Below are 13973 nucleotides of genomic sequence, written 5' to 3'. Positions count from 1 at the left end.
AACGCGGATCGCCGGACGGGCCCGGGGGCCGGTCCGGCGATCCGTGTGTCGCGCGTGCGGGTGTGGCGTGTGCGGTGTGTCAGGGGTGGACGAGGACCTGGGAGAGTGCCACCCGGCCCGTTCCGGAGGTCACGATCTTCACCGTACGGGTGTGGCTGTCCAGGTTCACCAGCGTGGGACGCAGCGCCTTCCCGCTGACGTGCACCGTCCCGTCGTCCGTGACGACGTCGAAGCCGGCCGTGGTGGAGGAGGCGTCGTTCCAGACCTCGATCTGCCGGACGTGCCGGACGGCGCCGAGGTCCACCTGCCACCAGGCACCCGCCTCGGAGAGCGTGCGGGTGTCCGTGTTGGTGTCGGCGTCCAGGGCGAGTGCCGCCGTCGCCGTTCCCTCGGTCGAGGACTGGGTGGCGGTGCCGGTGCGGGCCAGGTCGGTGCGCAGTTGCTCGACCTGGCCGCCCCGGGCGCCCGCCCGTGCGGCGACGGCAAGGGCTTCGGCGGGCAACCGGTCAAGGCCGGTGAGGTTGTCCGTCATGACCGAGCCGGAACCGCCGAGCGCGGGGGCCGCGGTGTCGGTCCAGTTGCCGTGTGCGGTGTTCTGGATTCCGTAGTCCGCCCAGTTCGAGACCCACTTGTAGCCGATGCGGGTGATGACGTTCCGCTCGACGGTGATGTGCGAGGACTGCTCGTCGAGGTAGATGCCGTTGCCGTCGCGTTCGGTGTTGCCGTACGCGGAGCGGTTGATGTAGTTGCCGCTGAGGACCGTGCCGGGCTGCGCGCCCTGGGTGTAGATCGCGCCGCCGTCGTGCTGCTGCTGTGCGACCTCCATGACGTCGGTGATGCGGTTGTCCGTCACCTTGTTGTCGCGCAGCACGGACTTCCGGGCCTCGGGCTGGTTCCAGCCCCAGCCGACCGAGATCGCGGAGTACGGGAGGTGGTCCAGGCTGTTGTGGTCGACGGTCAGCCCGGCCTCGTATCCGGCCCAGATGCCCACCGAGTCGGTGTACTCGACGCCGGAGCGGGTGATGGTGTTGTACGCGACGGTGTTCCGCTCCCCCGCGAGCGACGCGTCCGGCATCGGTTCGGTGTCGCCGACGTACACGGCGCCCGAGGACAGGTCGGTGAAGGACGACCGGGTCAGGGAACTGTCCTTGGTACCGGCCTCCAGGATCGCACCGGCCCCGCCGAGGTGGCTGAACCGGCTGCTCTCGATGGAGACCCGCCGTCCGCCGCGGACGGTGACCGCGGCGGACGGCTTCGTGTAGTAGCGGCCGGCATGGTCGACGGGGCCGGTGGCTCCGGTCAGGGTGAGACCGGCCTGCATGCCCGCGTAGCCCTCATCGGTGCCGGGCTGCCGGTACGCCGCGTACGCGAAGCCGATCCCGCTGACGGTGACGTCGTGGGCGCCGTCGACGACGAGGAGTTGTTCGGTGTGCGGGGTGACGGTCCGCGCGCGGCGCATGTTCTCGCCCTTGCGCGGCAGGTAGGTGACGGTGCGGCTCTTCGACTCCCATACGAACTCTCCCGGCTGGTCCAGGAGTTCGGTGGCGTTCTCGAAGAAGGCGACGCCGCTGTAGCGGGTGGAGTCGACCGCGGTGGAGTCCCAGGCGGGTCCGGTGCGGTCGGTGCCGCTCGCGGAGTTGGTCCAGCAGGGCTGGACGAACGTCATGGTGTCGCCGCTGACGCCCGCGATCCGGCAGTGGTAGTCGCGCCAGCGGACCCGGATGACGGCTTCGGCGTCGGTGGGGCGCTGCCACCGGTCGATTCCGGTCGCGGTGGCGCCGGTCATGCCGGTCGCGGTGGCGTCGCAGGTGCTCGCCGCGCAGGCCTCGCCGCGGGCGCGGGTGGCGCGGCTGCCGTCGACGAAGAGCTGGCGCGGGGTGACGCCGGCGGGGACGTGGGCGGTCCAGGTGCCGTCGTCCTCACGGTGCCAGCCGGTGATGTCCTGTCCGCCGGAGAGGACGGGGTGGGCGCCCGGGGCGGCGGTCCAGGTGATGGTGTGGCCGTTCTTCCCCGAGTCGGCGGCGCCCAGCCTCAGCGGCTCGTCGCGGTTGTACGTACCGTCCTTGAGGAGTACGCGGACGTCGCGCCCGGTCTCGGTGCGGGCCAGGCCCCGGGCGGCTTCCGGGGCGCAGGGCCGGGCGGCGGTGCAGGAGGAGCCCCGGCCGTCCGGAGAGACGTACAACGAGCGTGCGCCGGGGGTCGCTTGGGCGCCGGGGGCGGCGAGGAGCGCGGTCAGGAACGCGGTGGTGGCGACAGCGGCGGTTGCCCGTACTGCGTTCATGGGGAGGTTCACGCAGTGGCCTTCCAGTCGGGGTGGCCGGGCATCGGCGGGTTGACGGCCCCGAAGAGCCAGTCGCGCAGGAACGGGTCGAGGGTCCGGTCGCCGGTGACGTCGACGGTGTGCCGGATGAACTGTTCGCTGGTGTACGTGGAGTCCTTGAAACGCCGGACCCACTCGCGCATGACCTTGTCGAACTTCCGCTGCCCGGCGCGCAGACTCAGGGCGTAGAGCACGAGCGCGCCGCCGTCGTAGATGTTGGTGCCGCCGAGCGCCTTCGGCAGTCCGGGCGGGCCGTCGGCCGCGCGGACCGCGTCGAGCTTCTCGTACGTCGCCCGCATCTTGTCCTCGAGGACGGACCAGCCGCGCTCCTCGCCGTACAGACCGGCGTAGTACACGGCGGGGCCCTCGTTCAGCCAGGCCTGCTGCCAGTCGTGCGGGGTGACGGAGTCGCCGAACCACTGGTGGACGAGCTCGTGCACCATGGTGGTCTCGTAGCCGGGCCGGCCGTTGGCGTCGGGCTTGAACCAGTTGGTGGAGAACAGCGACAGGGTCTGGTTCTCCAGGGCGTCGGTGTAGCCGTCGTAGATGTGGACGCCGTAGACGGAGAACGGGTAGCGGCCGAACTTCGCCTCCAGCCAGTCCAGATGGTCCGGGGTGCGGGCCACGACCGGGCCGTACTTCTCCTCCTGGCCCTGGGGGACGATGTGCCGCAGGGGCAGGCCTCGGCGGCTGGTGCCGTACAGGTACGTGCCCTTGACGACGGCGATGCCGATGAGTTCGGTCGCCATCCGCTCGCGCAGCGCGAAGTGCCAGACCGTGGAGCCGTCGGAACGCCGGGACCTGTGGGTGAGTTCACCGTTGGCGGTGGCGACGAAGCCCTTGGGGGCGCTGATGTGGAAGGTCCAGGTCGCCTTGTCGGACGGCGTGTCGTTGCACGGCAGGAAGGTGTCGGCGCGCGAGGACTGGGCGGCCGAGGCGAACCCGCCGTCGGTGCCGAAGTTCCAGCCGGTGAGGCCGAGTCGGGGCGCCCTGCCGTTGCCCCGGTAGCGGACCTCGACGGTGAATCCCTGTCCGTCGTGGAGCGGCCGGGCCGGGGTGATCGTGAACTCCTGGCCGCTCTGGCCGGGGGTGAGCGCCCAGACGGCCGGGCGGCCGGAGACGGTGACCGCGTCGATGGTGTGGCCGTCGGTGTCCAGGTTGAACGCGGAGAGGTCCTGGGTGGCCCTGGCGTTGATCTTCACCCTCGCGGTGAAGTCGTATGTCACCGGGGTGAAGTCGAAGGTCAGGTCGTAGTGGAGGACCTGGTAGCCGCCGTTGCCGAGCGTCGGGAAGAGCGGGTCGCCAACGCCGTTCGAACCGGGCTTCGGGTCGAAGCGGTGCGGCTGCGCGGCGGCGGTCCGGCCGAGGGCCGGTATGGCGACGGCTGCGGCGACCGCCGCCCCGCCGAGTCCGAGAGCCGTGCGTCGTGTCGTCACTTCTTCCCCTTCTGGGCCGCTTCCTCGAATTCGCCGCGGGCCTGCTCGGCACCCTTGGCCAGGTAGTCCTTGACCAGCCGGTCGTAGGCCGACATGGGCTTGCGGCCGGCGATGATGTCCTTGAGGGCGTCCAGCTTGAACGTGTAGAGGCTGCCGTAGCCCTTGGAGTCCCAGGTGGGTGAGGAGTACTGGAGCGTCGGGTCCTGCTCCATGATCGGGATCATCCTGGTGAACGCCTCGTGCACATGGCGGACGCCCTGCTCCGAGTCGGCACTGAAGACGGCCGGGACGGCGGAGGAGATGAACTTCCAGGGCACGGTGACGTCCTGGGTGCCCTGCTTGGTGAGCGCCGGGTTGCCCTTCGCGTCGCGGGTGAAGTCCTTGCCCTCGACGCCGTAGTTGATGAGCGTGTATTCCTCGCTGCCGAACGGTGACGCGGCGAAGTCGGCCAGCGCCAGGATCTGCCGCACCCGCTCCTCGGACCCGCTCTTCACATAGGTGTTCTCCAGCTTGACGTTGTCCATCCAGGCGACGGGCGCGGAGCCGAACGGCACGAAGGGCCTGGGGTCGTACTTCTTGTCGATCGCCTTCATCGCGGCGATGTAGCCGACCCCGGGCGCCAGATAGGTGGGCATGCCGTCGTAAACGTAGGCGCCCTTGCCGTTCTTGAACATGTCGGTGTACTGCGCCTTCTGCGCCCCGGACATCTGGAGGGTGCCCGGGTAGTAGCAGCCCGCCTTGTACAGCGACCGGGCGGTCTCCACCGCCCGGCGGAACTCCGGTGTCTCCAGGTCGGTGGTGAACTTGCCGGTCCTGGGATCCATCCGCCAGGCGTACGGCGCACCGGCCGACATGGCGAGGACGTTGGTGGCGCCCGCGATGATCGCGTACTGGTCCTTCTTGGGGCGGGTCAGCTCCTTGCACGCCTCGACGAACCGGTCGAGGCCGGTGATCTGGTCGAGGCTCGTGATGCCGATCTCCTCGAACAGGTCGTGCCGGTAGAAGCCCGCACCACCGGTGCCGGTGCGCGCGATCGGGATGCCGTAGAGCCTTCCGCCGAAGATGGCGGACTGCCAGGCGCCCTGCGGTATCGCGGCCAGGTTGGGGTAGTCCTTGACCTTGTCGCCGGCGAGGTACGGGGTCAGGTCGGCGCACTTGGCCCGCAGGAAGGCCGCTTTGTTGTCGACGCCGCCGACCTCGGGGTACATGAAGAGGTCCGGCAGGCTGTCGCTGGCGATCATGGTGGAGAACTTGGTGCCGTAGTCGTCCGCCGGGACGGCGGTGATGTCGACCCGGCCGCCGAGCAGCTTCTCGATCGCCTGCCAGGCGGCGTTCCCGCCGCGCGAGGGTGGCGGCGGCGAGAAGGTCTCCATCGTCGCGCTGACCGGCTCGGCGCCCTTGAGCGGTGTGCCCCTGGTGGCCCTCAGCGGCTTGGCCGGATAGCTGAAGAAGCCCTGCGGAACGCCGGCCGCGGTACCGGCGAGATCGGGCTTGAGGCCGATGTTGCGGATCGCGGTGTCCGGAAGCAGCGAGGCGCTCTTGGCCTCGGCCTTGGCGGTCGTGCCGCCGTCGCCGCAGGCGGCGAGCAGCGGGGCGGCGGCCAGTCCCAGACCGATGCCCGCACCCATGCGGAAGAGCGCTCTGCGGTTGACGGGGGTTGAGCTCGGCACCTGAGTCTCCTTGGGAGAGGGGGAAGGGAGGAGTGGGGGGCGGTGGTTGCGCTCAGCCCTTGACGGCGCCGGTGAGCACGCCCTTGGTGAAGTAGCGCTGGAGGAACGGATAGACGCAGAGGATCGGTACGACGGCGATCACCAGGACCGCCATCTGAACGGCCTGCTGTGGGGCGAGTACCTCGCCGGCCGAGGCGGAGTTCAGGCTCTGGCCCTGGAGGACGTAAGTCCGCAGCACCATGGGCAGCGGCCATTTGTCGGAGTCGTTGAGGTACAGGAGCGAGTTGAAGAAGGCGTTCCAGTACGTCACCGCGTAGAAGAGGCTGATCACGGCGAGGACGGCCTTGGACAGCGGCAGGACGATCCGCAGCAGGATGCGGAAGTCGCCGGCGCCGTCGACCTTCGCCGCGTCGTAGAGCTCGTCCGGCAGGTTCATGAAGAAGGACCGCAGGACGACCAGGTTGAAGGCGCTGACCAGGGTGGGCATGACGAGCGCCGCGTAGGTGTCGTACAGGCCGAGCCCCTTGACCAGCAGGAAGTTCGGGATGATGCCCGCGTTGAACAGCATGGTGAACAGGGCGATCATCAGGATGACGCGGGAGCCGGTCACCTCGCGGCGGGAGAGTCCGTACGCCATGCCCACGGTGACGAGCAGGCTGGCGAGGGTGCCGAGGACGGTGATGCCGACGGAGACGATCAGTGCCCGGGTAACGACGCCGCCGGTGAAGATCGTGCGGTAGGCGTCCAGGTTGGGGTGGTCGGGCCACAGGACGAGGCCGGAGACCTTGATGATGTCGGTCTGCGAGGCGAAGCTCGTGCCGATGACGCCGACCAGCGGATAGGCCACCGCGAGGACGACCACGACGACGGCCACCGCCTTGGCGGTCTGCCCCATGCGGGTCGGGCGCTCCATCCACGGCGGTCTGCCGTCGGTCCTGCTCCTGCGCGCGGGCCGGGGCGCGGTCGCGGTGGTCGCGGACGTGGCGCGAGTCTTCTCAGCGGTCAGCACCGCGGTACACCCCTTCGTGGCCGAGCCGGTGGGCGAGCTTGTTCGCGCCCAGCACGAGTACGGTGCCGATGACGGCCTTGACGAGTCCGACGGCGGCGGCGACGCCCCAGTCGTTGTCCTTGATGCCGTGGTAGTAGACGTAGGTGTCGAGGACCTCACCGGCGTCCGGGCCGACCGCGTCGCGCTGGAGCAGGATCTGCTCGAAGCCGACGGAGAGGATCTGCCCGAGGTTGAGGATCAGCAGCAGGATGAGTACGGGGGCGATGCCCGGCAGGGTCACGTGCCAGAGCCGGCGCCTGGGTCCCGCGCCGTCGATCGCGGCGGCCTCGTACTGTTGCCGGTCGATGTTCAGGAGCGCGGCCAGGATGATGATCGTGCCCCAGCCGGCGTCCTTCCAGGCCACCTGGAGGGTCAGCAGCCAGGGGAAGGCGTCGGGGTCGCTCATCATGTCGTAGCGCGGCAGCCCCAGGCCTCCCAGGACATCGGGCAGCAGTCCGGCGCCGCCCAGGATCTGCTGGAAGATCGAGACGATGATGACCCAGCCGATGAAGTGCGGAAGATAGACGACGCTCTGCACGAAGCGCCTGATGCGGTCGCTCGCGATGCTGTTGAGGAGCAGGGCGAGGGCGACCGGGATCGGGAAGAAGAACACCAGCTGGACGAGGGCGATCTCCAGGGTGTTGAACGTCGCGCTCCAGAAGGCCGGTTCGCCGAACGCCGCGGAGAAGTTGGCGAAGCCGACCCAGACGCTGTGCATGTATCCGAGGTACGGCTGATAGTCCTGGAACGCCACCACGTACCCGAGCAGCGGCACGTAGTGGAAGACGACGAAGTAGAGCAGGCCGGGCAGCGTGAGCAGCAGCATCACCCGGTCGCGCTTGATCCGCTGCCCGAGCGTCAGCCGGTGTGGCGCGGCAGCGGCACGGGCATCGGGCGGGGCGGGTTCATCGGCCCGCTGCCGCCGCTTTTCCCGCGGCAACGGGGGTGCTGTGTCAGCCATGGTGCGTCCTGTCCGGCCGGGTGGCGCGTAGTGAGCCTTCTGCGGCCGCAAGTTAGTAAGCGGTTAACCCAAGCGTCAAGAGATTCAGGCGAACGTCTTTGTTTCGCAGTGCTCTTCGAAGGAAATCCAGGCCAGAAAATCGCCTGATACATGGACAGAGATGGATAGTTGCATGTGGAGAGAGCTTGACGGTCGGCCATCACGCTCCCTAGCGTGCCGGTCATTCCATAGAACGCGATTACTGTCCGGAGGCAGGGTGCGAACCACCGAAGAGGCACCGGCTCGATCCGGTACCGATGCCGCGACCCCGCCCGGGAGGCGGCCGCGCACGGTTCTGGTCATGAGCCCCGGACTGCTGGACGAGGTCTTCCCGCCTCCCGTCCGGTCCCGGCTGGAGGAGACGGCGGACCTCCTCGACCCGTCCGTGATCAGCGAGTTCGACTCCCCCGCCGCCACCGCGGCACTGTCCGGCGCCGAGGTACTGCTCACCGGCTGGGGCTGCCCGCCCGTGGACGCCGCACTGCTCGACAGGGCACCCGGGCTGCGGGCCGTGATCCACGCGGCCGGCACGGTGAAGACGTTTCTGTCCCCGGACGCCTTCGACCGCGGGATCACCGTCTCCTCGGCTGCCTCCGCCAACGCCGTACCGGTGGCGGAGTTCACCCTGGCCGCGATCATCATGGGCGCGAAGCGGGTGTTCCCGCTGGCGGGGCTCTACCGCGCCCGTCGCACCCACCGCACCGGCGCCGACCTCGACCGGCAGCACTGGCTCGGCACGCACGGGCTGACCGTCGGCGTCGTCGGCGCCTCCCGTATCGGCCGCCGGGTCATCGAGCTGCTGCGGGTCCTGGACGTGGAGGTGCTGCTGTACGACCCGTACGTGGGCGCGGCCGAGGCGGAGCTCATGGGCGTCACCCCGGCCGATCTGGACACGCTCGTGGCGACCAGCGACGTGGTGACCGTGCACGCCCCGGACACACCCGAGACCCGGGGGATCATCGACGCCCGCCGGATCGGCCTGATGCGCCCCGGCACCCTTGTCGTCAACACGGCCCGCGGTCCGCTGGTGGACACCGAGGCGCTGACCGCCCACCTGGTCAGCGGGCGGCTCGACGCGGTCCTGGACGTGACCTCGCCCGAGCCGCTGCCGGCCGGCCACCCGCTGTGGGACCTGCCCAACGTCTTCCTGACCCCGCATCTCGCGGGCGCCCAGGGCAACGAGGTGGGCCGGCTGGGCGAGCTCGCCGTCGACGAGCTGGCCCGGTACGCGCGGGGCGAGCCCTTCGGCCACCCGGTGCACCGGGCCGACCTGGGGAGAATCGCATGAACCAGGTCCCGCCACAGGCTCTAGGCTCAGCGTCACACAACAGCCACCAGGGGGTGAGCCGGATGGGCCGGCAGAGCACGGCCGCGGACGGACAGCGACGGGCGACGGTCACCGATGTCGCGCGGCGCGCAAGCGTCTCGACGGCCACCGTCTCCCGCGTACTGAACCGCAACTACCCCGTCGCAGAAGCGACCAGGGAACGCGTCGAGTCGGCCATGCGCGAGCTGGGCTACGTGGTCAACGCGCACGCCCGCGCGCTGGCCGGGGTCTCCAACCGCACCGTCGGCATCATCGTCAACGAGGTCATCGACCCCTTCTACGCCTATATCGCGCGGGGTGTGGAGCGCGAGGCCGCGCTCGGCGGACGGCTCTGCCTGGTGTGCTGCACCCAGGGCGACCCTCAGCGCGAGCTGGCCTTCATCGACCTGATGCACGAGCGCAGGGCCGACGCGGTGGTGGTGGTCGGCGGCTCCATCGCCGACCGCGGCTACACCTCCGAACTGGCCCGCCGGGCACGTGAGCTGGACGCGGGCGGCTCCAAGCTGGTGCTGTGCGGCAGGCCGCCGCTGGGCGAGGCGGCCCCGACCGTGGCGGTCGAGTACGACAACGAGGGCGGCGCCTTCGCCATCACCGACCACCTGCTGATGCAGGGCCACGAACGCATCCTCTACCTCGGCGGCCCGCCCAAGCTCTCCACCACCCGCGACCGGCTGGCCGGGCACCGGCGGGCCCTGGAGCTGCGCGGACTGCCCGCAGATCCCGAACTGGTGCAGCCGGGCGCCTTCAGCCGTAACTTCGGCTACCGGCGGATGAGCGAACTGATCCGGGACGGACTGGAGTTCACCGCCGTCTTCGGGGCCAACGACGTGGTCGCCGCCGGTGCGGCGCAGGCGCTGGAGGAGGCCGGGCTGCGGGTGCCGAAGGACGTCTCACTGGTGGGGTACGACGACATCCCGGTCGCCCAGGAGCTGCGTCCCCGGCTGACCACGGTCCATGTGCCACTGGAGGAGATGGGGCGCCAGGCGGTGCGGCTGGCCGTCTCCGGCGGCGACGAGGACGACTGGCGGGAGCCGACCACGGGTGCGCTGCGGCTCGGCACCCACATCGTGGTACGCGATTCCGTCGGGCCCCGGGCCGGCCGACCGTCGCGCAAGTGACCGGTTACTTCCCGCCTGTCCGCAGTTGGCCTTAGAAATCCGCAGTTGGCCATAGAAAATCACAGTAACTTCCCGACTCCTCTTGCGGCTCGACAGCAACCGCTTACATGCTGACGGCACGCCTCACCCCGTTCCGCACGCTTCCGCCCCTCGTTCGTTTCTGCAGGGAGAGTTCCGCATGCGTCAGCACAGCCCCTCCGCCATGTCCTCCACCCCGGTCGGCCGCCGCTCCGTCCTCGCCGCCGCGGCCGGCGCCGGGGCGGTGGCCGCGCTCGGCGGACCCGTCCCCTCGGCGCAGGCCGCCCCCGGCCGGCCGCTCGCCCGCCCGGTCGCCCTGACCCTCACCGCCCGTCCCGCCGCCGAGGCCGAGCGGCTGCGGCTCGCACAGGCCCTGCGCGGCTCGGAGTTCCAGCCGACCGGCCTCCACGTTCCCGCCGGCGCCCCCCTCTCGCTGACCGTCAGGCCCCACGACGGCCTGCTGCCCACGCTCTGGATCGGCGCCTGGGACTACTACGGCGAGATCACCGAACCGCGCTCCTACCCGCTGACCGCCGGCGCCAACACGGTGACCGACCCGCACGGCGGCCCGGTCTACCTGACGCTCGCCGGGCACGGCGAGCGGGCGCAGGTGCTCATCCGCTCCGGGGCCGTCCCCATGCCGGTCTTCACGCTGGGCCGCACCGCCGAGGCCGACTTCCAGCGGCAGCTCGACACGCTGACCGCATCGCCCTGGGTCGAACTCCACGGCCCGGACACGATCATGACGCTGACCCGTGACGGCGCGCTCCAGTACCGGGGCGAGGACCACGCCGCTCTGCTCCGGCTGGTCGGCACGATCATCGACTCGCACGCCCGGATCAGCGGGCTGGACGGCTCCCGGCCGGTGCACCGGCGCAAGGCGGGGCCGTACCACTTCACCGAGGTCAGCAAGGTGCCGACCGGGGTCGGCGCGTACGCCACGCACGGCTACAACGGCTTCCCACGCGCCTACCTCGACCGGGCCACGACCGTCGAGGGGCTGCGGACCCGCGGCTGGGGGCTCTACCACGAACTCGGTCACCTGCATCAGCAGATGGCCTACAAGCCGGGCGGTCTGACCGAGGTCACGGTGAACATCTACTCGCTGGCGGCGCAGCGCACCCTTGAGCAGCCGTCCAACCTGCTCACGGTCGATCCGGCGACCGGCCTCACCGCCTTCCAGACCTCACGGGCCAAGTTCGGCACGACCGGGCTGACGTACGAGAAGTCCTTCGGCGCGTACGAGAAGCTCGTGCCGCTGCGTCAGCTGGAGCTGGCCTTCGGGGACGACTTCTGGCCCCGCCTGCACAAGCTGGTGCGCGAGGAGAACCCGCAGTCCGACTCCACGGAGAACGACAAACGCTACCGGGCACTGGCCACCTACTCCAGCCGCGTCGCGGGCCACGACCTCACGGACTTCTTCGTCAACACCTGGGCCTTCCCGATCGACGCCGCCGGGCGGGCCGAACTCGCCGCCCTGCACCTGCCCCAGCCGCCCGTCGACCCGAGCACGCTCTCCGACTGAACGCAGCGAAACGCAGCGGACACAGTGAAAGCAGAGCACGCACAGGACAGGGAGTCATCGTGCGACTGAGCAGAAGGACCCTTCTCGCCACGAGTGGCGCCACGGCCGTCGGAGCGGCACTCGCCCCCGCGGCGGGCGCCGCACAGGCAGCGGCCGCGGAGCCGGCGGCAGGCACGGCACCGGACAGCGCACCGGATGCGGACCAGGACTTCGACGGGCTTCTCCTGCGGGCGGAGACCCTGATCACCGGAGGCCGGTTCGACCCGTCCGACCCCGGCCTCGCCGCCGCCCTCGCGGCCCTGAAGAGCGAGGCGCGGGAGCTGTGGGACACCCTGGACCGCAGCACCGGACGCACCGCGCTGTGGGCCGACCTCTCGCCCGTCACCGATCCGGGCAACTTCGGGCAGACCTACACCCGGCTGCGCACCCTCGCCACCGCGTGGGCCACGCCCGGCGCCGCACCGGCGGGTGACAGCGAGACCGCGGACGCCCTGCTCGGCGCGCTGCGCTTCACCTTCGACACCGCCTACCATCCGCAGGCGGGCGAGAGCGGCAACTGGTGGTTCTGGGAGATCGGCGCTCCCCGTGCGCTGATGGACTGCTGCGTCCTGCTGCGCGGGCTGCTGTCCACCGGTGATCTCACGGACTATCTGAGCGTCGTCGACCGGTTCTGCCCCGACGCGGACCGCCGGACCGACTCCCCCACGCTGTCCGAGACAGGTGCCAACCGCACCGACAAGGCCGTGATCGTGGCGCTGCGCGGACTGCTCGGCAAGGACGGGGACAAGGTGGCGTCCGCCCGTGACGCGCTCTCCGACGTGCGCGACTCGGGCCGCAACAGCCTTTTCCGGTACACGAGTTCGGGTGACGGGTTCTACGAGGACGGCTCGTTCGTCCAGCACGACGTGGTCGCCTACACCGGCTCGTACGGCACCGTGCTGCTCGGCGGCGCGGCCTGGCTGATCTCGCTCCTGGCGGATTCGCCGTGGGCCGTCGCCGACCCGAAGGTATCGGTGATGTACGAGGCCGTGGAGCGGAGCTTCGCACCGGTGGTCTTCGACGGGCTGATGATGGACGCGGTGCGCGGGCGGGCCGTCTCACGGGAGCGCGCGGGTGACCACCGGGACGGCGCCGCGGCCGTCGCGGCGATCCTGCTGCTCGCGTCCGGAGCACCCGCCTCCTACGCGGACCGCTGGCGGGCACTGGCCAAGGGCTGGCTGACCCGCAACCGCACCACCCCGTTCGCCGATCTCGCCACACTGCCCCAACTGGCCCTGGCCAGGGCCGTGCTCGACGACCGGGACATCCACGCCGGGGCACGCACGACGGGCAGTTTCGTCCTCGCCGACATGGACCGCGTGGTGCACCGCCGCCCCGGCTGGGCCTGCGCACTGTCGCTGTCGTCGAAGCGGATCTCCGCGTACGAGGCGGGCAACGGCGAGAACCTGCACGGCTGGTACACCGGCGACGGCATGACCTATCTGTACGACGGCGACGACCTCGGGCAGTACAACGACGGCTTCTGGCCGACCGTCGATCCGTACCGGCTCCCCGGCACCACGGTCGACACCCGCCGGCGCGAGAATCTCGGTACCGGCGCCGGTACGTCCACCTACCGGCCGACGAATACCGTCGCGGGCGGGGCCGACCTGGACAGCCGGTACACGGTGGCCGCGATGGAGGTGATCGGCGCCCCGGGCAGCACGCTTCGGACCAGGAAGGCCTGGTTCCTGCTGGACAACGCGGTGGTCGCACTCGGCGCGGGCATCACCGCGAGCGACGGCCGGGCGGTCGAGACGATCGTCGAGAACCGCAACCTCGGCGCGCGGGGCCGCAACCGGCTGGTGGTCGACGGTGTCCCGCAGCCCGTGGAGCAGGGCCGGTCCGCCGAGTTCGGCCGGGCCCGGTGGGCGCATCTCGACGGGGTCGGCGGCTATGTCTTCCCCGAGGGCGCCGCGCTGCACGCCCTGCGCGAGGAGCGCACCGGCACCTGGCGGGACATCGACACGGGAGCGGACACGGGTGGCAGCGCCGATCCCGTCACCCGCCGCTACCTCACACTCGGGCTGGACCACGGGATCTCGCCCACCGACGACGGCTACGCCTATGTGCTGCTGCCCGGTGTCCCGGCCGCCGCCACGGCGGTCTGGTCGCACTCCCGGCCGGTCCGGATCGTCGCCAACGACGCGGTCACGCAAGCGGTGGAGGACCGCCGGGCCGGACTGACCGCCGTGCACTTCTGGGGCGCCGGGTCCGCGGCCGGGATCACCTCGTCCGGCCCGGCGTCGGTGCTCGTGCGGCGAAGGGGCGCGCGGGTGTCCGTCGCGGTCGCCGACCCGGGCCGGACACAGACCTCCCTCACGGTCGAACTCCCCTTCCGTGTGCGGTCGGTGGCGCAGTCCGATGCCACCGTGAGCGTCGTTCCCGGACGCGGGACCGTCCTCACCGTCGAGACCGGCGGCTCCCGCGGCCACACCCACCACGCCGAACTCGTCCAGTAACCCACCCTCT

The 13973-nt window shown here is 70.7% G+C and carries 9 protein-coding genes; 4 read left to right on the top strand and 5 right to left on the bottom strand.

Translation table 11 applies throughout. The annotated features are described in order from the left end of the window. Nucleotides 1-79: 79 nt before the first annotated feature. The 5 genes from AB0I52_RS22445 to AB0I52_RS22425 form a co-directional block, all read right to left on the bottom strand. Entirely contained in the window at nucleotides 80-2293 is a 2214-nt protein-coding gene (locus AB0I52_RS22445) for a right-handed parallel beta-helix repeat-containing protein (RefSeq protein ID WP_363075188.1), read from the bottom strand. Beyond that, nucleotides 2290-3756 carry a M1 family metallopeptidase gene (locus AB0I52_RS22440; RefSeq protein WP_363075186.1) on the bottom strand — a complete coding sequence of 489 codons (1467 nt, stop codon included), beginning with the start codon at nucleotides 3754-3756 and terminating at the stop codon, nucleotides 2290-2292. Before AB0I52_RS22440 ends, AB0I52_RS22445 begins: the two co-directional genes overlap by 4 nt. After that, nucleotides 3753-5426, bottom strand: a complete 1674-nt coding sequence (locus tag AB0I52_RS22435) for an extracellular solute-binding protein (protein ID WP_363075184.1) — start codon at nucleotides 5424-5426, stop codon at nucleotides 3753-3755. The genes AB0I52_RS22440 and AB0I52_RS22435 overlap by 4 nt, the downstream gene beginning before the upstream one ends. Nucleotides 5427-5478: 52 nt before the next feature. Beyond that, a complete protein-coding gene (locus tag AB0I52_RS22430) occupies nucleotides 5479-6339 on the bottom strand; it encodes a carbohydrate ABC transporter permease (RefSeq protein ID WP_363075303.1) in 861 nt (286 codons plus the stop codon). Between the two features lie 82 nt (nucleotides 6340-6421). Continuing rightward, nucleotides 6422-7435: an ABC transporter permease subunit gene (locus AB0I52_RS22425; protein WP_362952738.1), complete on the bottom strand. Its 1014-nt coding sequence runs from the start codon at nucleotides 7433-7435 to the stop codon at nucleotides 6422-6424. Nucleotides 7436-7775: 340 nt separating this feature from the next. Between AB0I52_RS22425 and AB0I52_RS22420 the strand changes: the two genes are divergently transcribed. The 4 genes from AB0I52_RS22420 (at nucleotide 7776) to AB0I52_RS22405 (ending at nucleotide 13963) form a co-directional block, all read left to right on the top strand. Next, a complete protein-coding gene (locus AB0I52_RS22420) occupies nucleotides 7776-8762 on the top strand; it encodes a hydroxyacid dehydrogenase (RefSeq protein WP_363075182.1) in 987 nt (328 codons plus the stop codon). Between the two features lie 62 nt (nucleotides 8763-8824). Further along, a complete protein-coding gene (locus AB0I52_RS22415; RefSeq protein ID WP_363075180.1) occupies nucleotides 8825-9919 on the top strand; it encodes a LacI family DNA-binding transcriptional regulator in 1095 nt (364 codons plus the stop codon). A 178-nt stretch (nucleotides 9920-10097) separates the two neighbouring features. Continuing rightward, a complete protein-coding gene (locus AB0I52_RS22410; protein WP_363075178.1) occupies nucleotides 10098-11462 on the top strand; it encodes a M60 family metallopeptidase in 1365 nt (454 codons plus the stop codon). A gap of 59 nt (nucleotides 11463-11521) precedes the next feature. Continuing rightward, nucleotides 11522-13963 (top strand): polysaccharide lyase 8 family protein, encoded by a 2442-nt coding sequence (locus AB0I52_RS22405; protein ID WP_363075176.1) that lies wholly within the window; start codon nucleotides 11522-11524, stop codon nucleotides 13961-13963. Nucleotides 13964-13973: the final 10 nt, after the last annotated feature.

Source organism: Streptomyces sp. NPDC050423, from assembly GCF_040655445.1.
Taxonomy (GTDB): Bacteria; Actinomycetota; Actinomycetes; order Streptomycetales; family Streptomycetaceae; genus Streptomyces.
The sequence above is the reverse complement of the archived record's forward strand: the minus strand, read 5'-3'. Positions and strand labels throughout refer to the sequence as shown.